The sequence below is a fragment of the Modicisalibacter ilicicola DSM 19980 genome, assembly GCF_900128925.1.
Classification (GTDB): Bacteria; Pseudomonadota; Gammaproteobacteria; order Pseudomonadales; family Halomonadaceae; genus Modicisalibacter; species Modicisalibacter ilicicola.
On record NZ_FQUJ01000008.1, the window covers coordinates 127,515 to 146,195 of the forward strand.

Here is an 18,681-nt window from a genome sequence, read left to right on the forward strand (position 1 = left end):
GGCCTTTTGTAAGCACCCTCTCAGTGCTGCATGGGCAAAACAAGTTACTGCGTAAGGTCCGGTTCGCCGCAGTGGCGAAGGATGAAGTCACGCGCCTTGTTGCGCAGCGAGAGAGCCTCTTTCCAGGTGCGCCGCTCATCGTCACCTCGGATACTTGGGTTCGGTTCGATGGCCTCACCGATGGTCACGGTAATGGCACCGTGACGTGGAAACCAGGATCCTGCACGCAGAATGGATCGAGTGCCGCGCAGGGCGATGGGAATGACCGGGACCTTCGCGTCGACGGCCGCCTTGAAAGCGCCCAGATGAAACGACCGCAAGCCGGGGATACGAGTAAAAGTACCTTCGGCGAAGAACAGCAGCCGGTGCCCTTTCTTGAGCACATCGCAGAGGCGTTGCGCATCACTGACAGATTTGGTGAAGTCAAAACGATCGACCAGCTCAGCATGGAGCCTTTCAAGCGGCAGACGTATCAGCCACGAGCCAGCGAGCTCCGCTTTCCCGACGAACCGAAAGGGAGTGTCAATTACCGTACTCATCACGAGGCCATCGATATAGCTGGCATGATTGACGACCATCACACACGTATCCGGAATGGACGATAGGTTTTCGGCTCCTTTGATGTTCAGTGGCGTACGCGTCGACTTGGCAAGAAAAAGGGCACTGGCCCGTATGATTTTCCGGCGCAAGTTATCGCCCGGAGTCGCCACGACTCCTAGCCAGACGGTGGGTGACAAAAGTAGAAAGATCAACCAGCTGTAAAGGGCAAAGAGTGACGCCTTGAGATGACCCGTGATGCGACGCAGTTGCGGGAGAGCTCCCATGAGGAATAGCCGCGATACCTGCCAGATGAGCATCCTGCGTTTCTTGCCGATCTCGCCTTTTTCGTACGCTTCTCGGCTGGCACTTCGGCGAATTTTCCCGCTCGAGGTTTTCAAGACGCTACCCGGTGGTGCCAGCACGATCTCATCGGGTGGCGTGCCGATCAGGTCGGCGGCTATTTCGTTGATACGTATGCGAAGTCGATGCTTTTCGTCGGCATCTTCGATGCGCGTCTCTGCCAGTATGATCAGGCGTTCTGTGGCGGTTTTCGGGTCGGCCGACCCGAAGATGGCGACCCCTCCTTTGCGGATACCCACGATGTCGCCGATGGCTTTCTCGAGCTGTTCGGGGTAGATATTGCGTCCAGCCCGGATAATGATGTCCTTGATACGCCCGGTAAGATAGAGCTCGCCTTTGGCGATATAGGCGAGGTCGCCCGTACCGAGCCATTCACCGTCGAAGAGCTCCCGCGTCTTCTCAGGGGCGCGATAATAGCCTGTCGTCGAGGAAGGCCCCTGAAATTCCAGCCGGCCCTCTTCGCGCTCGGGGAGCTCGTTTCCGGCAACGTCTACGACCCTGATTTGATGACCTGCCAGGGGCGTTCCGCAGGAGACGAAGCGAAGCGCTTGGTGCTCATCGGCTGCCGGCAGCGCCTTGTGACGATGCAAGAAGGTATCGCGTTCGATAGTGTCGCTCACGACCCCGCGTTTTGGCGGCGGAAAGGTGAGCCCGACCGAGGATTCGGCGAGACCGTAGACCGGCGTCATCGCATGCTTATCGAAACCATGGGCGCCGAAGCGTTCGGTGAAGGCTTCCAGGGTCTTGGGGCTGATCGCTTCGGCCCCGTTGAAGGCCAGGCGCCATGAGCTGAGGTCCAGTCCCTCCAGGTCGGAGTGTTGCAGCCGATGGAGCACGTACTCGTATCCGAAGTTCGGAGATGCCGACAGCGTCCCCCCGTAACGCTCGATGGCACGCAGCCAGCGCTCGGGCCTGGCCAGGAAGGCGAGCGGCGACATCACGACGAACAGCGCGGCATGGTACAGGCTGCCCAGCCAGGCCCCGATGAGCCCCATATCGTGGTAAAGCGGCAGCCAGCTGACGAAGACATCCCGGGGGGAGGTCTCTGTGGCAACCCCCATCGCACGGATGTTCGCCAGGAGATTGGCATGGGTAAGGATTACCCCTTTGGGGTTGCCCGTGCTGCCCGAAGTGTATTGTAAAAAGGCGATATCCTGCGCTTTCAGTGCAGGAAGCGTCGCGTTGCCAGTGGACCTGCTAAGTTCCGACGCGGTCAATATGTGTTTCAGTCCAGGCACCAGGCTCATCAACAGCCGGCCGACAGGCTCGCCTTCGGCGAGGGTGACGAGTATGCGGGCCCGGCAGTTTTCAAGAATGTGGGTATGACGGCGCACATGCTCTTCGAGCTGTGTCGGCCGCGCAGGCGGGTAGATTGGCACGGGGATCCCCCCCGCCAACAGGATACCCATGAAGGTATGAAAGTAATCAGCTCCGGTGGGTAGCATGATCGCGACGGGGTCCGCCGCTTCAAGGCCGTGGCGCTGCAGGGCGTCGGCCACCTTCAGGGCGCCGGCATGCAGTTGGCGGTAAGTGATGGTCTCGCCGTTGCCATCGTCCTGATAGAACTGAATGTGGGTACGTTCGCCATGGCGCGTGGCATGCCACTCAAGAAGATCGCCGAGGGTCAGCGCGCCATGGGGAAGTATTGCGTCGCCGAGATGCCGTTGTGCCGCAACGACATTGAAGTCGGCTACCTCCGATGGCTTGAGCGTTTTCAGCACCCGCAGCAGGTCTCTCGGCGTCTGGGCCTCGGCGAAAGTGCGTTCGGGCAGGGTCAGGTTGAAGGCCGATTCGATTCGGGAGAACAGTTCGACGCGAGCGAGGCTATCGAGCCCCAGCTCCTTTTCGAACCGGCTGTCGAGGGTCATGTTCTCGGGGGCATGATGGTGCGGATGGATCTGGACGACCAGGTCCGCAACGATATCCATGAGCGTCACCTCATCGATATCAGAACGCTCCTCAACAACCGATTTTTCCATCATAAATTCACGACAGCAGATTTGACCGAAGGTTTCCTTTCTCCGCCCCCACGTCGCATTCGAACGGGCACGTAGTGGGTATTCTCCGACTCCTGCTGGCGAGGATATCGCGGCGGCGGCGCGACGCGTCGAAACCGAGGTACTCGCCGTCGAGCGTCGTATCGCAGGGCAAGATCTTCGACCCTCGGGGACAGTACGCGTCACCACAACGGATACACTGCTGCTGGGGCTGCTATCGCCGATCTTCAGGATGTTGCGCCAGTCATACCCCGACATCACCCTGGAAGTTGCCGTTTCCAACCAGTTGTTCAGCCTGGCAAAGCGCGAGGCGGATGTCGCGATTCGGCCCTCGCTGGCGCCACCGGAAACTCTGGTCGGGCGCAGAATCGGCACTATCGCTCAGGCGATTTATACCCGCCGCAATGAGCTTTCGCCGAATGCAACAAGCACCGAGGGCACCAGTGCCCACGACTGGATAGGACCTGATGAGCGTTTGGCGTACCGTGCACTGGAAACCTGGATGACAGACCAGGGGCACGATGCGCGTTGCCACTATCGCGTCGATACACTGCTGGGAATGCAGGCGGCGGTTCGCGACGGCATCGGTCGAGCGGCGTTGCCCTGCTATCTCGGGGATGCCGATGAGACACTGACCCGCGTCGGCGAACCCATTCCCAAACTCGCCACCGACCTGTGGTTACTGACTCATCCGGACCTGCGCCGGGTCGCTCGCATCCGCGCATTACTGGATTTCGTCGCGAACAAGGTGAATGCCAAAGGTGCTCGCCTTCTAGGAGATACCTAGCCCTGCACCGCAATGGCTCAGAACAACTGAATAGCGAAGCGGTGCAAGCAACGCTATAGTGGCATGATTAACGGTTTCTATTTTTTGAAGCCAAGGCAAATCGCGAGGTGCGATCGATGATCTCCCGAGACGACATGCAGGTACTGGAGCAGGCGGGCATTGCTGATATCGAGCGCCTGGCGGCGAGTGCGGCCGAATTCATCCGCGCGCATCCGGTATACGAGCAGGCATCCCCGACCAACGCCCTGTCCGAAGACGAGGAGCGTACTCTCATGGCGGGAGGCGCCGTGGGGGTCGGCGAGTCGAATCAGGCAATATCGCATTACAACCTTCGTTCGGTGGTCGCGCAGTATGCCCAACTGGTCGAGCGCGCTTACCGCCCCAGCGAGGTCGCATCACTGCTGGGGGTCACCACCAGCCGCGTCCGACAGCGCAGTGACGACGGCTCGCTCTATGCACTCACCTCCGCCAATCGGCGCTTCTACCCTCGCTGGCAGTTCGACGGAGCGGCCACCCTGCCCAATCTCGAGCCGGTGCTGAATGCCATAGGTGTCAGCGCCCATCCGCTCGCCGTGGAGCGCTTCTTCCTCACGCCGCACCCGGATCTCGAATCGGATTTGTTGAATGCCATGCTATGTCCTCGCGACTGGTTGTTGGCCGGCCACTCCCCTGACCCCGTGATACGCATGGCCCGCGAGTTATAAATGGCCAAGACCGATGAACCGTTGTCGTTGGAGGAGTTGCGCGCTCTTACCCCAGTGATAATCACCCGGGAAAAGGGCGAGCAGGTGTACCGACTCTTCTTTGCCGGCGGTGAGCACCCCAGCACCTGGGACGCCTTTCGCCATTTCGGCCCCACCGCCTCGCGCTTCGATCATCACTTGCCCGATGACCAGGGTGAGGCACGGGAGCAGTCGCGTGGCATCATGTACCTGGCCGCCGGATCACAGGCCATTCCCACCTGTCTGGCGGAAGTCTTTCAGGCAGCGCGGGTTATCGATACGCGATCCCGAGCACCGGTGCTGTGCTGTTTCGCCCTGGAAGCCGACCTGAATCTTCTCGACCTGACCGGTGCTTTCGCCACCCGGCTCCACGCCTCCACCATCGGAGGATGTGATCGCGCCCTGGCTCGACGCTGGGCACAACGGCTCTACGATGCCTACCCTGACGCGAACGGCATTCTCTACACCTCCTCGATGTACCCTGGCCGGCCCGCCATCGCCCTCTTCGAACGGGGGGCCTCGGCCATCGCCCCGCGTCCGCTCTTCCATCGTCAATTGCAGGATCTGGCCCTAACCAGCGTGATCGAGCGAACCGCGCAGAGGATCGGATATCTGGTGGTGTGAGATGGTTTGCTGATGGCAATAATTTATTCACAGTGAACCTCTCATATCATGAGAGGCTCTCGACTGCTTAAGCAGGATTGGCTTAAGACTTGTATTTTATTGACCACCCGATCTTCATTGGATCATCTATCGTCACGTCACTGCTTTCACAAGCCACCCGGGTAAGCAATGGTCCGACCGGCGTCTGATAAGGAGGTTCTCCATCGACGCTTTCGACTTCACATTCATCGAGACCAGTCACGGAGAACTCTACGACATCACCTTCGTTAAAAGTCACGGTGTTTCCATCTAGAGTCGCGTCATTCGAGAAGCTGGCAAACTCCAGTTCTATATCGTCTACCTCCAGCGCTTCATCGGACCGATAAATATCGGTGCGTGTGATCTTGCCCGGTGAAAAGTCGTACCTTGTCTCGACTTTCAAGCGATCGTCTTCGACGGGATGCCTTTCACCCAGCTTGTCGACAGCTTCCTGGTGATACATCACCGTAAAGGTATCGCCATTTCTTGATGTCTCCACGTCGCGTATGAATGAGGCAGGTATCAGCTCGCCCCCATCCGCCAGTGTGAATCTTGGCAACAGTTGAGGGTAATCTTCATCAGGCGTCCCTTCCAGCATGCCGTTCGAGAAAGGAATGGGGAAATAAGGATTGTTCATATGCTGGGACTCGCCACCATTGATCAGCGGCAGGCTAATAACATGATTTTCATCCCGGTAGGTCGCCAATGCGCGATCATACTCACCTCTGGCAAACCAGGTGATCGTGCTTTTCGGCAACTCTTCCAACCAGGATGCAAAATCTTTCGAGGGGATTTTGTCCTCGTAGCCGATCTCGTTCCAGATATTGGCAGTGTAAATCAGCTGATGCGATAAGCTCAGGTTCTCCCCTAGGATACGATGCTTTCCACGATAGTCATCGGTCGTGCGGCCTTTGTCCCACAGGTTGACGGAGTTCATCTCCTCGTCGTACCAGAAATCCACATATCGCTCTGTCGCCCTGGCCGCGAAGGCATAGGCCATCTCCTCTTCCCGGGGCGTCAGCACATCCAGATAGGCCGCCGCCGACAAGACTTCAAGGAACGCGGTATCCCCGTAGGCACCGATGCTGCGCCCGAAGCTGAAGCCATGCCCCTCCTCGTTCAGCCTCACCAGGATGACATCGACGGCATTACGCAACCACTCCTTCATCCGAGGAGTGACCTCCATACCAGTCTCGATGAAGCGCTGGCTGATCTCCCCTATGAGAAGGACACTGTAACGATCGAAGCGTCCCTCGCCTTCTGTTTCATCAGAAAAGCCATATTCTCCGGAGTATTTCTCGTAGTGATCCATCATTTTACTCAACAATTTCTCACTACCCGACTTATCTTCCCATCCCAGTAGATAGCGCAACCTGGCGATAGAAAAGGCCACGCCATAATAGTTGGTCGGCAAGTCGATTAACGAATAGTTTTCTTGATCGACAAACCGACGCCAGTCGGTCTTTTCCTTGAGCTTTTCGAGCGTGTCTTGGCTGACAGCACGTTCAAGAAGCCCGGCTTCTTTCAGGCGATTGAGTGCAGAGACGTAATAATAGATACCCCAGGTTTCATTCCGATCATCGATCGTCATGTCTGCTATCGCACGATAGCCTTTCAGATAGCGGTCGAACTTCGGGCTATCTTCGGGCGTATTCAAAAGCAAATAGCTCAAGCCGATCGCTATTTTTCCAGGAAGGAATTTATCCTTTCCCGTGAAGGCCTCGACACCGTCCAGGGTAATATCTTCCTTTTCGTCAAGCAGCTTCTCAAAGAAGAAATCCAGCTTGGGCAGAATCTCTCGGTCGATCATCCGATTGACCGGGGGGTATACCATTGGATGTTTCTCCCCGGACTCCTCCACTTCAAGCGTGGACGTCACTGGTGTATCTGCTTGAATCGCCCCATGAGCGCAGGACACTGACACGGCCAGCGTGGCAACCGATGCCACGCACTTATTCATTTTCATTTGTAGACTCCCTTCCATGGTGCATTGTTAAGCTTCCTGGATTGATAAAAAAGCACGGTACTTGGAACCACGAGGTAGAGGAAAAAGGATCAGCACGGGTCCCTTTTTCAACTTTACCGACCGAAGCGGCACCGAACATGGGTTGCCGGCCACGGGCCAACGGCAACGATACCAGACAAAGGCCTGTTTCGAGACGAACCGCTTCGCCATCGATTGGCCACCCCCATGAATGCCACGAGACAAGCGCAGCCACCGGCGTTAGGCTGTGAAGGACTCGTGCCCACCCAGGAGATCATCATGAACGAAGAAACCTTCAACCTGAGCATCCGCAAGTTCCTGAAGAAGGTCGGTATCGGCTCTCAGCGCGAGATCGAGCAGGCGGTGGACAAGGCCATTGAGGAAGGACGCTTGAAAGGCACGGAGACCCTGCCCGCCCGCATGACGCTGGAGGTCGGCGATCTCAACCTCAGGATCGACTTCGAGGGAAACGTCGAACTCGAGTAAGTGAATCGCGGTAGTCCAGTCTAGTCTCCACACCATGGCAGCCTCCTGCCATGGCGATCCCTTCGTTTCATCACATCGGTACAGGTTGCCATGTTTCGCTTCTTCGAAAGGCTGGTCGATCCGTATCCGCAGGAACCTCCTAAGACGCCGCCACGGGGGCTGCTGGCCTTTCTCTATCACTATTCCAGGCCGGTGCTGCCGCTGCTGATCCTGATGTCGCTGCTGACGGCGGCGGTCTCGAGTGTCGAGGTGATCTTCTTCGCCTACATGGGTGATCTGGTCGACTGGCTGAGCAATGCCTCCCGGGAAACCTTCCTTGCCGATCACGGTTGGGAACTTGCCGGCATGGCGCTGCTCATCCTGGTGGTGTTTCCGCTGCTGGTGCTGGCCAACTCGCTCGTCACACACCAGGGCATCTTCGGCAACTACCCGATGATCGTGCGCTGGCTCGCCCATCGCTACGTGCTCGACCAGAGCCTGCCCTTCTTCCAGGACGAGTTCGCCGGGCGTGTCTCGCAGAAGGTCATGCAGACGGCCCTGGCGATACGCGAGACGGTGATGAAGCTGATGGACGTCTTCGTCTACATCATCGTCTATTTCATTGGCGCCATGATCCTCATGGGCAGCACCGAACCCTGGCTGATGGCACCATTGGTGCTGTGGCTGGCAGGCTACCTGGGCATCATGGTCTATTTCGTGCCGCGCTTGCGTCGAATCTCCATGGCCCAGGCCGATGCGCGAGCCCAGATGACCGGGCGGATCGTCGACAGCTACACCAATATCCAGACCATCAAGCTGTTCGCGCATACCCGCCGCGAGCAGGCCTATGCCCAGGGCGCCATGCAGGGCTTCATGAGCACGGTCTACAGGCAGATGCGCCTGGTCACCCAATTGACCGTATGCCTGCAGACGCTCAACTCGCTGCTGCTGGTGGCCGTCGGCGGAATCGCCATACTCGCCTGGCACCAGGCATTGATCTCGCTGGGTGCGATCGCCGTGGCCATCGGCCTGGTGATGCGCCTGCGCGGCATGTCGGACTGGATTCTGTGGGAGGTCGCCGGGCTGTTCGAGAATATCGGTACCGTGCAGGATGGCATCAACACCATCGCCCAGCCGGTGTCGGTCGTCGACGCCCCGGACGCCCGGCCGCTGGTGGTCGAGCGTGGCGAGATACGCTTCGAGCACGCCACGTTTCATTACGGCGAGTCGTTGACGAGCCACCGGCAACGGCGGGTCATCGAGGATCTGTCGTTGACGATTCGCCCCGGGGAGAAGATCGGCCTGGTCGGCCACTCCGGGGCGGGCAAGTCGACCCTGGTTAACCTGCTGCTGCGCTTCTACGACCTCGAGGGCGGGCGTATCCTGATCGACGGCCAGGACATCGGCCAGGTCACTCAGGAGTCGCTGCGCCGCCAGATCGGCATGGTGACCCAGGACACCTCGTTGCTGCATCGCTCGGTGCGCGACAACATTCGCTACGGCCGCCCCGAGGCCAGCGAGGACGAGATTGTCGAAGCGGCGCGACGGGCCCATGCCGACGAGTTCATCGCCACGCTGTCGGACCCCCAGGGGCGCACGGGGTACGACGCCCATGTCGGCGAGCGCGGCGTGAAGCTTTCCGGGGGCCAGCGCCAGCGTATCGCCATCACGCGAACACTCCTCAAGGATGCGCCCATCCTGATTCTCGATGAGGCCACCTCGGCCCTGGACTCCGAGGTGGAGGCGGCGATCCAGGAGCAGCTCTATACCCTGATGCAGGGCAAGACCGTCATCGCCATTGCCCATCGCCTGTCGACCATCGCCATGCTCGATCGATTGGTCGTCATGGAAAATGGACGTATCGCCGAGATCGGCACCCATGATGAACTGCTGCAGCAGAACGGTCTCTATGCCCGGCTCTGGAGACGCCAATCCGGCGGCTTCCTCCAGGAAGATCCGGTGCCCATGACGGCAACGAATACCGCATCACATTCTCCCACCTGAACGTTTATAGTGGGACGCCACTCGCTCCCGTTTCTCGCTCCAGAAAGGATAATGCATGCCAGCGGTCATCTCCGTCTCGAAACTTTCCAAGACCTATGCCTCCGGCTTCCAGGCCCTCAAGCAGGTCGATCTGGAGATCCATCGCGGCGAGATCTTCGCCCTGCTCGGCCCCAACGGGGCCGGCAAGACGACGCTGATCAGCGTCGTCTGCGGACTGGTCAACCCCAGCGAAGGCACGGTGCTGGCCAATGGCTACGACATCGTCAATGACTACCGCATGGCACGTTCCCAGATCGGTCTGGTGCCCCAGGAACTGACCACGGACGCCTTCGAGACCGTGTGGAACACGGTGAGCTTCAGCCGCGGGCTGTTCGGCAAGGCGGCGAGTCCCGAGCATATCGAAAAGGTACTCAAGGACCTGGCCCTGTGGGACAAGCGCAACAACCGGCTGATCACCCTCTCCGGTGGCATGAAGCGGCGTGTGCTGATCGCCAAGGCACTGTCCCACGAGCCGCAGATTTTGTTTCTCGACGAGCCCACCGCCGGCGTGGACGTGGAACTGCGCCGGGACATGTGGGAAGTGGTACGCGGGCTTCGTGCCAACGGGGTGACCATCATCCTCACCACCCACTACATCGAAGAGGCCGAGGAGATGGCAGACCGGATCGGCGTGATCAGCAACGGCGAGATCATCCTGGTGGAAGAGAAGGAGGCACTGATGCAGAAGCTCGGCCGCAAGCAACTGACTCTTCAGTTGCAGGAGCCGCTCGACAGCGTCCCGAGTTCCCTGAACGGCCACGACCTGGAGCTCGCCGCCGAGGGCCACGAGCTGGTCTACACCTACGACTCCCAACAGGATCGCACCGGCATTCCGGGCCTGCTGGGCGATCTTCACGCCGCAGGCATTCACTTCAAGGACCTGCATACCGAGCAGAGCACGCTGGAGGAGATCTTCGTCAACCTGGTGAGGGAGCGCCCATGAACATTCAAGCCGTGCAAGCCATCTATCGTTTCGAGATGGCCCGGGCCAGACGCACGCTACTGCAAAGCGTGGTATCGCCGGTGATCTCCACCTCGCTCTATTTCGTGGTGTTCGGCGCCGCCATCGGCTCGCGCATCACCCAGATCGAAGGTGTCAGCTACGGCGCCTTCATCGTGCCCGGCCTGATCATGCTGATGCTGCTGACCCAGAGCGTCTCCAACGCCTCCTTCGCCATCTTCTTTCCCAAATTCTCTGGCACCATCTACGAACTGCTGTCGGCGCCGGTCTCCTACTTCGAGATCGTGCTCGGTTATGTCGGTGCCGCGGCCACCAAGACCGTCATTCTCGGGCTGATCATCCTCGCCACGGCAAGCCTGTTCGTGCCGCTGCGCATCGAGCATCCTTTCTGGATGCTGCTGTTTCTGGTCCTGACGGCACTGACTTTCAGCCTGCTGGGATTCATCATCGGCATCTGGGCAGACACCTTCGAGAAACTCCAGCTCGTGCCACTGTTGATCATCACCCCGCTGACCTTCCTGGGCGGCAGCTTCTACTCGGTCAACATGCTGCCGCCGATCTGGCAGACCATCACGTTGTTCAACCCGGTGGTCTATCTGGTCAGCGGCTTCCGCTGGAGCTTCTACGGCATCAGCGACGTCAGCGTGGGCGCGAGCCTCGTCACGATCCTGCTGTTTCTGGGCCTGTGCCTGGGCACCGTGGCGTGGATCTTCAGGACTGGGTATCGAATCAAGCCGTGAGGAGCGGCCAGGCCATCCTGACCACCAGCCCGCCCCCGTCGCCGTTGGTGGCCGCGATGCTGCCATCGTGGGCCTTCAGGATGTCGTGGGCGATGGCGAGCCCCAGCCCCCAGCCCTGACCACCCCGTGCCTGGTCCGAGCGAAAGAAAGGCTCGAACAGCTTGGCCAGATCCTCATCCGGCACACCGGGGCCCTCGTCGCGAACTTCACAGACCAGCCTTCGCTCCTCGAGGGCCACCCGGATATGGATCTGCCCGCCTGAGGGCGTATGGTCGAGCGCGTTCTGCAGCACATTGTCCAAGGCGCGATGGAGCAAGTCGCGGTCACCGAGCAGCAACGCATCGCGAGCTCTCTCGCTGACGCTCGGCTGAAACGCCACGCCGCGCTGGGCGGCGAAATCCCTCGCGCCGTTCAGTACCTCTTCCAGTACCTCGACGAGGCTCAGCGGATGCCGCGCGATCGCTTCGCCCTTTTCGCTCACGCGATACAGCGTGAGAATCTGTGCGGTCATCGCTTCCAGGCGCTCATTCTGGCGCAGGATCGTCGCCATCAACTCCGCATCCTGCCCCGCATCGGACGCCAGCTCGATCGCCACGCGCTGGCGTGCCAATGGCGTGCGCAGATCGTGAGAGACATCGCGCAGGAGCTGGCGCTGGCGCGTCAGCAACGTCTCCAGACGCGCCGTCATGGCATTGAAGGCCCGCGCCAGCGCACCGATCTCGTCGCGCCGATCGGCGACGGATTCGCTCACTCGCAGCGCGGTGTCCCCCTGGGCGATGGCCTGGGCGGTAGCCTCGACCTGGCGCAGCGGCCGGCTGATGTGGCGGGCTATCCACCAGCAGGCGAGGGTGATCACGAAGAAGAGCGTGACCAGCTCGAAGGAGCGGAACAGCCGCGGGTCGAGCCAACCCGTGCCGCCCCCGCGTGGCCAGGCCATCAGACGGTAACCTTGTGGTGTGTCGATCACTGCCGGGCGTTGCGGGTAGCGCTCATGACGACCGCGCGAACGGCCCCCTGGGCCGGTATCGCCATCCTCCTCCAGCAGAATCAGGTGCAGCTCCAGGCGTTGACCTGCCTGATGCAGAAGCCGTCGGGCCAGACGACGCTCGCCCGCCACCTCGAGTTCGGCCGCCTGCCGGGCGAGACGGGCAAGGTCGTCGCGCTGTTCGAGCTGAGCCCGCTCCTGTCGAGTCAATTCGCGTATCGCCATGTTGCTGGCAAGCACGGCCACTGCCATGGCGATCCAGATCAGCAGGAAGATACGCCAGAACAGGGGCCAGGCGAGCCGGCGTTTCATGCCGGACTCCGGTAACTGTAACCCAGCCCACGCACCGTCTCGATGCGCGACGGCTCTCCATCTTCGAGCTTGCCATCATCCAGCTTGCGCCTCAGGTTGCTGACATGCATGTCCAGGGTGCGATCGTGAGGCGCCAGTCGTCGCCCCAGCGCCCACTGCATCAGATCGGTCTTGCGTACCACCGAGCCGGCCTTGCTGAGCAGCACCTGGAGGATTTCGTATTCGGTCGCGGTCAACTCCAGCGGCTGTCCGTTCTGGAAGGTACGGCGTTGCGCCGGCTCGATGCGCAGATCGCCGACGACCTGAGCATGGTCGGTATCGGTCTCTCGATCCCAGGCAACCCGTCGCAGGGTCGCCTGGATACGCGCGACCAGTTCCCGGGGATTGCACGGCTTGGGAATGTAGTCGTCGGCGCCGACCTCGAAGCCGACGATACGGTCTGTCTCCTCCCCCCGGGCCGTGAGCAGGATCACCGGCAGGCGCGTCCTGCCGCGCAGGCGGCGCAACACCTCCAGGCCATTGATGTCCGGCAGCATGATGTCCAGCACCACCAGATCGACGAACTCCTCCTGGGCAAGCGCCAGCCCATCGCCGCCATTGGCCGCTTCCCGCACGTCCAGCCCTTGCCCGGCCAAATAGCGCGCCAGCAGGCCGCGCAACTCGTCGTCATCCTCGATGAGTAGAATCCGATTCTGCACTTGCCGCCTCCCCGTTCATTCGACGCCCGAACAGCCATGTCGAGTATATCGCGCTATTTTTCAGGGATTTTTACCCTTTACTCAATCTTTACATGCCCCTGACGGCACCTGACATCCCCGGCGGTACGCTGTATTCGATCCAGGACGACAACCCTGGCCCACAGCGAACCCGAGGAGAGCCTCATGAAACACCTGACTACAAGCAAGCTGATCCTGCCCCTAGCCCTCGTCACCGCACTGAGCGTAAGCCCCCTGGCCCTGGCCTGGTCCGGCGGCGGCAACGGTGGCGGTCCTGGTGAGGGCTACGGTTATGGCAAGCACTCCCAGCAGGACTGCCGAGGCGGCAAGCAGGCCCGCGGCGACTTCGGAGCCCGGGGCAAGATGAGCCAGCACCGCTTCGAGCATATGGCCGAGCGTCTGAACCTCAGCGAGGATCAGCGCGATGCGATGCGCGACATCTTCGCCGACATGCGCGAGCAGCGCCGCGATCAGCGCCAGCAGAAGCAAGGCCAGGATCGCCCGCAACTGTTCGGCGGCGACCCGACCAGCAGCGACTACCAGTCCATGGTCGAAGAGGCGGCGAACCGGGCTGCCGAAATGGCCCGCCAGCGCGTTCAGTCCCGTGCGGATACTTACGCCGCCCTCTATGAGGTACTCGATGAGGAGCAGCGAGAGATCTGGGCCAAGATGCAATCCGAGCGCCAGACAATGAAAGCCGAGTGTCAGGAGCGCATGGAGCAGCGCCGCTCAGGGGGTAACCGTAACTGATCCTCGGTGGCCCGGCGCTGGCTCACGTCGGCTCCGGGCCAAATTCTCGGTTTAGTGCAACAAGGCAGATGGTCATGAAACGCATCAAGTGGGTCCTCTGGCTGTTCCTGGCGATCCTCAGCGGGGCCTGGCTGTTGGCCGACACGCTGTCGCCAGAACCTTTTCACTATTTTTCCTTCCGCGAGGTATTCGTCCAGTACACCGGAACGCTCGCCATGGCGACGATGAGCCTGGCCATGCTGCTGGCGGCGCGTCCCAAATGGCTGGAACGACCATTGAACGGCCTCGACAAGATGTATCGCCTGCACAAATGGCTTGGCATCGCCGGACTGCTGTTCGCCGTTACTCACTGGTGGTGGGCCCAAGGCACCAAATGGATGGTCGGCTGGGGCTGGCTGGACAGGCCCGTTCGCGGCGCAGGCGCCGAGCAGGCCCTGCCGGGGTTCGAGCAGTGGTTACGGAGTCAGCGGGGGCTCGCGGAAACCCTGGGTGAATGGGTATTTTACGTCATGGCTATCCTGATCGTGCTGGCGCTGGTCAAGCGCTTCCCCTATCACCTCTTCAAGAAGACCCATCACTGGCTGGCCCTGGGCTATCTGGTACTCGTCTATCACAGTACCGTATTGGTCAAGCCTGATTACTGGACCGAACCTGTCGGGTGGATACTGGCGATCCTCATGCTGGGCGGCAGTCTGTCGGCGATTCAGGTGCTCTCCGGGCGTGTCGGGCGCAGGCTCACGACCCAGGGCACGATCGCATCGCTCATCGACTACCCCAGATTGGGTGTCATCGAAGGGGCCGTCGAGCTTCGCGATCGCTGGGCGGGACATGCACCGGGGCAGTTCGCCTTCGTCACCTCGAATATGCGCGAAGGCGCGCACCCCTATACCATCGCCTCCTCCTGGGACCCCGCCGAACACCGCCTGGTGTTCATCGTCAAGGCGCTCGGCGATCATACCCGCCGGCTGCGCGACAGGCTCGAGGTGGGCATGCCGGTCCGGGTGGAAGGCCCCTATGGCTGCTTCGACTTCGATGACGACAACCCGCGTCAGATATGGGTGGGCGCCGGCATCGGCATCACGCCTTTCATCGCGCGAATGAAGCATCTCGCGCGTGCCCCGGGCCAGCAGACGATCGACCTGTTCCATGTCACTGACGATTCGGACCCCGTGGCCTTCGACAAGCTCGCCGCCGATGCCGCGGCCGCCGGGGTAACCCTTCACCTGATCGTGACGCCCAGGGACGGCCGCCTCAGCGCCGAAAGGATTCGGGCCGCCGTGCCCGACTGGTCCGAGGCAAGCCTGTGGTTCTGCGGACCCAACGAGTTCGGCCGCACCCTGTATCGGGACTTTCTGAAGGCAGGCATGTCACCGGCGGATTTCCACCGGGAACTGTTCGAGATGCGATGACGTGCCGACCCTTCAACACCTCTCGCCCCGGGTCTATCCTGTGGGGATGACCCCGGAAGAACCCGAACAGGAGACACGATGACGCCAAGACACATGACTTATCGTCCCGGCGATGCCTTGTTGATCGTCGACATGCAGAACGATTTCTGTGAAAACGGTGCGTTGGCAGTGGCGGGGGGCGACGCCCTGGTGCCGGCGATCAACGCCGAGAGCAAGGCGGCGGCAAGTGCCGGTGCGCTCATCGTCGCCACCCGGGACTGGCACCCCATCGGCCACTGCAGCTTTGCTCCCCAGGGCGGTCCCTGGCCGGAACATTGCGTCCAGGACACGCCGGGAGCCGCCTTTCATCCTGAGCTGGCTTTGCCCGAGGGCACGGTGAGGGTCAGCAAGGGATCGGCCTTCGACCGGGATGCCTACTCGGGCTTCGACGGCACGGGGCTGGCCACGTTTCTTCGCCAGCGCGATGTCTCGCGGGTCATCATCTGCGGCCTGGCACTGGATGTCTGCGTTCGAGCCACGACGCTGGACGCCCTGGAGGCGGGTTTCGAGACCATCCTGCTCGCTTCGCTCACCGAACCGGTCGAGAGCGAGCAGCGTCAGGCTTGTCTGGCTGAACTGCGCAACGCCGGCGCCGATATTCTGGAATGAAACGCCACACTGCACATCGATCCGGCGCTAGGCTATGTCTGAAAAGTCGACGAGCGATGGCCAGACAAGGCAAAAATCGACGAAAAGACGGAGTTTACGTGGTGTAAATGAGTACTTTGAGTCGATTTTTAACGCCGTATGGGCGAGCGTAGGCAATTTTCGGACAAAGCCTAGTCCAGTAGCGTATTGAACTGCTTTAACCATGCCGGATGCGCCGGCCAGGCCGGTGCGCTGACCAGCTTGCCGCAGGTGATCGCCTGATCCACCTCGATCTCGGCGAAGTCGCCACCCGCCAGAGTCACCTCCGGGGCGCAGGCAGGGTAGGCCGACACGCGCAAGCCCTCGAGGGAGGTCGCCGCCGCCAGCAACTGGGCGCCATGGCAGATCACCGCCACCGGCTTCTCGTACTCCATGAAGTGGCGCACCAGCTCGAGCACTCGCTCGTTGAGGCGCAGGTATTCCGGGGCGCGACCGCCCGGCACCACCAGGGCATCGTAATCGGCGGGATCGGTCTCGGCGAAGGTCGCGTTGAGCGTGAAATGATGCCCGGGTTTCTCGGTGTAGGTCTGGTCGCCCTCGAAGTCATGGATGGCGGTCTTGATGCTATCGCCTTCGCGTTTTTCCGGACAGACGGCATGCACCTCATGCCCCATGGCCTGCAAGGCCTGGAACGGGACCATGATCTCGTAATCTTCGACGAAGTCACCGGCAATCAGCAGTATCCTGGACATGGAGGGCTCCTCCCCGGGCGGTGGTGGTGAAGGCTGGCTAGCACCTGCAGGATAGAAGGTCGAGGGCGTGTCCGCACGGGGAACGTTTGCCATCCCTTCGGCGTCCTATCGGGATACCCATGGCCAAGCCGAGGAGAAGATGTCGAAAGCATTCTTGCACCGGGCGATCGTCCTGATCGTCGTGCTGGCCACCGGCCTGCAGACGGCATCGGCTCATGCCGAGCCGGTACCTTTCAAGGCGACCTATGCGCTTGCCATCGATGGCTGGCCCGATGCGCGCATCCGTCATCGACTCTCGCGCCAGGGGGAAGTGTGGCAGAGCGAGATGAACGCTGCCATCGCGGTTGCCGAGGGTGACGAACGCAGCCGATTCCGCCTGGAGGGAGAGCTCATCGAGGCCGAGGCCTATGCCAGCGGCTATCGGTTCCTGAGCTTCGGCGAGCGTTATCGTCTGAGCGCCGATGAGCTGACGCACTTGCCGGACCGCCAGACGGCGCTGTTCATCCTCTCTCGCCAGGTCGACAAGGCACGCTGTACCCACAATCAGGTCGCTCCTTGCACCTTGCGCTTTCTGAACTACAAGGGTGAGGAAACGTTGCTCAAGTACCGGGTTGTCGACCGTGATCAAGCTCGACTGCCCGCCGGCACCTTCCCGCGCATCGTCATCGATGCCTGGAACCCGGAAAAGTCGGATCGCCACTTGATCATGGGCTTTCATCCCGAGATTCCGGGCTTGTTGCTGAGCCTCGAATATCGCCGCGAAGGCGAACGCAAGAGTCGACTGGTCCTGAGTCAATTGACACTCGTCGAGCCCGGCGATCAGCAACCGTGATGGGGCATCAGCGAAACTCACTGACGTGTCGATGCAGTAGACGCTAAAGTAGTCGGTCGTTTTTCGCTGCAAGGACAAGTCGATGCTCGCCGGACTGCTGCTGATTCTGTTACCGCTGATCCTGGGTTACCTGGTGCCGGTGCACGACGACCGCGTCCTGGGCGTCATCAATCGCGGCGTCAACCTGTCCGTCTATGTCATCCTGGGCCTCATGGGGGTCAGCCTGACCGGGCTCGACAATCTTGGCGGTCAACTGGCCCGCATGGGCGGTCAGGCCCTCTTGCTGTTTCTGATCATTACACCGATCAATCTCCTCGCGCTGGGGTGGCTTTCACGACGCAGCCGCCTGCGTGCCGGCCATTCCCCCGTGGTCGCGGATGCCCCCACCAGCAAGCTGGCTGCCATGCTCGGTTCGCTGGCACTGGCCGGAGTCGTGGCCTTGGGAGTCGTGGCGGGTGTAGTGCTGGGCAGCCTGGGCTGGGAGTCGGTGGCGGCATTGGCCGAGCAGCTGGCCGAGTGGGTGCTCTACGTGCTGCTGGCCTTGATCGGTTGCCAGCTGCGCAATTCCGGCATGAGCCTTAGGCAGATCCTGCTCAACCGCCATGGTCTGGCGATCGCCATGACGGTGGCGGCCAGCTCCCTGTCTGCCGGGTTGCTGGCCGCACCACTGCTCGACTTGCGTTGGAATGAAGGTCTGGCGATGGCCGCCGGGTTCGGCTGGTACTCCCTGTCGGGCATCCTGGTCGGCGACCAGCTCGGGCCGGTGCTGGGCGGCGCGGCGTTCTTCAACGACCTGGCCCGGGAGCTGCTCGCCTTTCTGCTGATCCCCCTGGTCATCCATCGTGCCGCACCGCTGGCCATCGGCTACGGGGGGGCCACCTCGATGGACTTCACCCTCCCCGTCATCCAGCAGCACGGCGGTATCGCCTGCGTGCCTATCGCGGTGGTCAGCGGCTTCATCCTGTCATTGCTTTCGCCGCCGCTGATCCTGTTCTTTCTCTCGTTCTAGGCTTGCATTGCCTGGTCAGTGTGTTGCAGGCGCCACTCGATAAATAAT

At 61.0% G+C, this 18,681-nt stretch carries 17 protein-coding genes; 12 read left to right on the forward strand and 5 right to left on the reverse strand.

The genetic code is table 11. The features are described from left to right. Positions 1–44: 44 nt before the first annotated feature. Positions 45–2,879, reverse strand: coding sequence for an AMP-binding protein (locus BUA41_RS10540; protein ID WP_072822698.1), 2,835 nt, complete (start codon positions 2,877–2,879; stop codon positions 45–47). A gap of 160 nt (positions 2,880–3,039) precedes the next feature. Here BUA41_RS10540 and BUA41_RS10545 point away from each other — a divergent pair, with 160 nt between their 5' ends. The 3 genes from BUA41_RS10545 (at position 3,040) to BUA41_RS10555 (ending at position 5,030) form a co-directional block, all read left to right on the forward strand. After that, entirely contained in the window at positions 3,040–3,684 is a 645-nt protein-coding gene (locus tag BUA41_RS10545) for a LysR substrate-binding domain-containing protein (protein ID WP_281247844.1), read from the forward strand. Positions 3,685–3,800: 116 nt separating this feature from the next. Further along, positions 3,801–4,388, forward strand: coding sequence for a MerR family transcriptional regulator (locus tag BUA41_RS10550; RefSeq protein ID WP_072822548.1), 588 nt, complete (start codon positions 3,801–3,803; stop codon positions 4,386–4,388). Then, a complete protein-coding gene (locus BUA41_RS10555) occupies positions 4,389–5,030 on the forward strand; it encodes an RES family NAD+ phosphorylase (protein WP_072822550.1) in 642 nt (213 codons plus the stop codon). It abuts the gene before it with no gap. 82 nt (positions 5,031–5,112) lie between these two features. Here the strand turns inward: BUA41_RS10555 and BUA41_RS10560 are convergent, their stop codons facing one another. After that, complete coding sequence (locus tag BUA41_RS10560; RefSeq protein ID WP_072822552.1) at positions 5,113–7,014, reverse strand: hypothetical protein; 1,902 nt, start codon at positions 7,012–7,014, stop codon at positions 5,113–5,115. A 297-nt stretch (positions 7,015–7,311) separates the two neighbouring features. Here BUA41_RS10560 and BUA41_RS10565 point away from each other — a divergent pair, with 297 nt between their 5' ends. From BUA41_RS10565 to BUA41_RS10580, 4 genes are all read left to right on the forward strand, one after another. Further along, positions 7,312–7,518, forward strand: a complete 207-nt coding sequence (locus tag BUA41_RS10565; RefSeq protein ID WP_072822554.1) for a DUF6494 family protein — start codon at positions 7,312–7,314, stop codon at positions 7,516–7,518. Between the two features lie 90 nt (positions 7,519–7,608). After that, entirely contained in the window at positions 7,609–9,501 is a 1,893-nt protein-coding gene (locus BUA41_RS10570) for an ABC transporter ATP-binding protein (protein ID WP_072822556.1), read from the forward strand. Between the two features lie 55 nt (positions 9,502–9,556). Next, complete coding sequence (locus BUA41_RS10575; protein ID WP_072822559.1) at positions 9,557–10,483, forward strand: ABC transporter ATP-binding protein; 927 nt, start codon at positions 9,557–9,559, stop codon at positions 10,481–10,483. Then, positions 10,480–11,241, forward strand: coding sequence for an ABC transporter permease (locus BUA41_RS10580; protein WP_072822561.1), 762 nt, complete (start codon positions 10,480–10,482; stop codon positions 11,239–11,241). The genes BUA41_RS10575 and BUA41_RS10580 overlap by 4 nt, the downstream gene beginning before the upstream one ends. Here the strand turns inward: BUA41_RS10580 and BUA41_RS10585 are convergent. Both BUA41_RS10585 and BUA41_RS10590 read right to left on the reverse strand, forming a co-directional pair. Further along, positions 11,231–12,538: a sensor histidine kinase gene (locus BUA41_RS10585; RefSeq protein WP_072822564.1), complete on the reverse strand. Its 1,308-nt coding sequence runs from the start codon at positions 12,536–12,538 to the stop codon at positions 11,231–11,233. The two genes, BUA41_RS10580 and BUA41_RS10585, sit on opposite strands and share 11 nt — an antisense overlap. Then, on the reverse strand, positions 12,535–13,236 hold the full coding sequence (locus BUA41_RS10590; RefSeq protein ID WP_072822566.1) for a response regulator transcription factor: 702 nt from the start codon (positions 13,234–13,236) through the stop codon (positions 12,535–12,537). The genes BUA41_RS10585 and BUA41_RS10590 overlap by 4 nt, the downstream gene beginning before the upstream one ends. Before the next feature lie 183 nt (positions 13,237–13,419). Between BUA41_RS10590 and BUA41_RS10595 the strand changes: the two genes are divergently transcribed. From BUA41_RS10595 to BUA41_RS10605, 3 genes are all read left to right on the forward strand, one after another. Then, on the forward strand, positions 13,420–14,004 hold the full coding sequence (locus tag BUA41_RS10595; RefSeq protein WP_072822568.1) for a Spy/CpxP family protein refolding chaperone: 585 nt from the start codon (positions 13,420–13,422) through the stop codon (positions 14,002–14,004). A 74-nt stretch (positions 14,005–14,078) separates the two neighbouring features. After that, a complete protein-coding gene (locus tag BUA41_RS10600; protein ID WP_072822570.1) occupies positions 14,079–15,413 on the forward strand; it encodes a ferredoxin reductase family protein in 1,335 nt (444 codons plus the stop codon). Positions 15,414–15,491: 78 nt separating this feature from the next. Beyond that, positions 15,492–16,061 carry a nicotinamidase gene (locus BUA41_RS10605; RefSeq protein WP_072822572.1) on the forward strand — a complete coding sequence of 190 codons (570 nt, stop codon included), beginning with the start codon at positions 15,492–15,494 and terminating at the stop codon, positions 16,059–16,061. A 170-nt stretch (positions 16,062–16,231) separates the two neighbouring features. On the opposite strand, the gene BUA41_RS10610 is transcribed toward BUA41_RS10605, so the two are convergent. Further along, the gene (locus BUA41_RS10610; protein ID WP_072822574.1) at positions 16,232–16,792 is read right to left on the reverse strand and encodes a DJ-1/PfpI family protein; all 561 of its coding nucleotides are present in this window, start codon (positions 16,790–16,792) and stop codon (positions 16,232–16,234) included. 139 nt (positions 16,793–16,931) lie between these two features. Here BUA41_RS10610 and BUA41_RS10615 point away from each other — a divergent pair, with 139 nt between their 5' ends. Continuing rightward, a complete protein-coding gene (locus tag BUA41_RS10615; protein WP_072822576.1) occupies positions 16,932–17,624 on the forward strand; it encodes a hypothetical protein in 693 nt (230 codons plus the stop codon). An 82-nt stretch (positions 17,625–17,706) separates the two neighbouring features. After that, positions 17,707–18,633, forward strand: coding sequence for a LysO family transporter (locus tag BUA41_RS10620; protein WP_072822578.1), 927 nt, complete (start codon positions 17,707–17,709; stop codon positions 18,631–18,633). The last annotated feature ends 48 nt before the right edge of the window (positions 18,634–18,681 follow it).

Excerpts from the sequence above, each read along its gene's own strand:
- BUA41_RS10540 (WP_072822698.1), bottom strand. The coding sequence starts at position 2,879 with ATGGAAAAATCGGTTGTTGAGGAGCGTTCTGATATCGATGAGGTGACG.
- BUA41_RS10550 (WP_072822548.1), top strand. The coding sequence starts at position 3,801 with ATGATCTCCCGAGACGACATGCAGGTACTGGAGCAGGCGGGCATTGCT.
- BUA41_RS10555 (WP_072822550.1), top strand. The coding sequence starts at position 4,389 with ATGGCCAAGACCGATGAACCGTTGTCGTTGGAGGAGTTGCGCGCTCTT.
- BUA41_RS10560 (WP_072822552.1), bottom strand. The coding sequence starts at position 7,014 with ATGAAAATGAATAAGTGCGTGGCATCGGTTGCCACGCTGGCCGTGTCA.
- BUA41_RS10565 (WP_072822554.1), top strand. The coding sequence starts at position 7,312 with ATGAACGAAGAAACCTTCAACCTGAGCATCCGCAAGTTCCTGAAGAAG.
- BUA41_RS10570 (WP_072822556.1), top strand. The coding sequence starts at position 7,609 with ATGTTTCGCTTCTTCGAAAGGCTGGTCGATCCGTATCCGCAGGAACCT.
- BUA41_RS10575 (WP_072822559.1), top strand. The coding sequence starts at position 9,557 with ATGCCAGCGGTCATCTCCGTCTCGAAACTTTCCAAGACCTATGCCTCC.
- BUA41_RS10580 (WP_072822561.1), top strand. The coding sequence starts at position 10,480 with ATGAACATTCAAGCCGTGCAAGCCATCTATCGTTTCGAGATGGCCCGG.
- BUA41_RS10585 (WP_072822564.1), bottom strand. The coding sequence starts at position 12,538 with ATGAAACGCCGGCTCGCCTGGCCCCTGTTCTGGCGTATCTTCCTGCTG.
- BUA41_RS10595 (WP_072822568.1), top strand. The coding sequence starts at position 13,420 with ATGAAACACCTGACTACAAGCAAGCTGATCCTGCCCCTAGCCCTCGTC.
- BUA41_RS10600 (WP_072822570.1), top strand. The coding sequence starts at position 14,079 with ATGAAACGCATCAAGTGGGTCCTCTGGCTGTTCCTGGCGATCCTCAGC.
- BUA41_RS10605 (WP_072822572.1), top strand. The coding sequence starts at position 15,492 with ATGACGCCAAGACACATGACTTATCGTCCCGGCGATGCCTTGTTGATC.
- BUA41_RS10610 (WP_072822574.1), bottom strand. The coding sequence starts at position 16,792 with ATGTCCAGGATACTGCTGATTGCCGGTGACTTCGTCGAAGATTACGAG.
- BUA41_RS10615 (WP_072822576.1), top strand. The coding sequence starts at position 16,932 with ATGTCGAAAGCATTCTTGCACCGGGCGATCGTCCTGATCGTCGTGCTG.
- BUA41_RS10620 (WP_072822578.1), top strand. The coding sequence starts at position 17,707 with ATGCTCGCCGGACTGCTGCTGATTCTGTTACCGCTGATCCTGGGTTAC.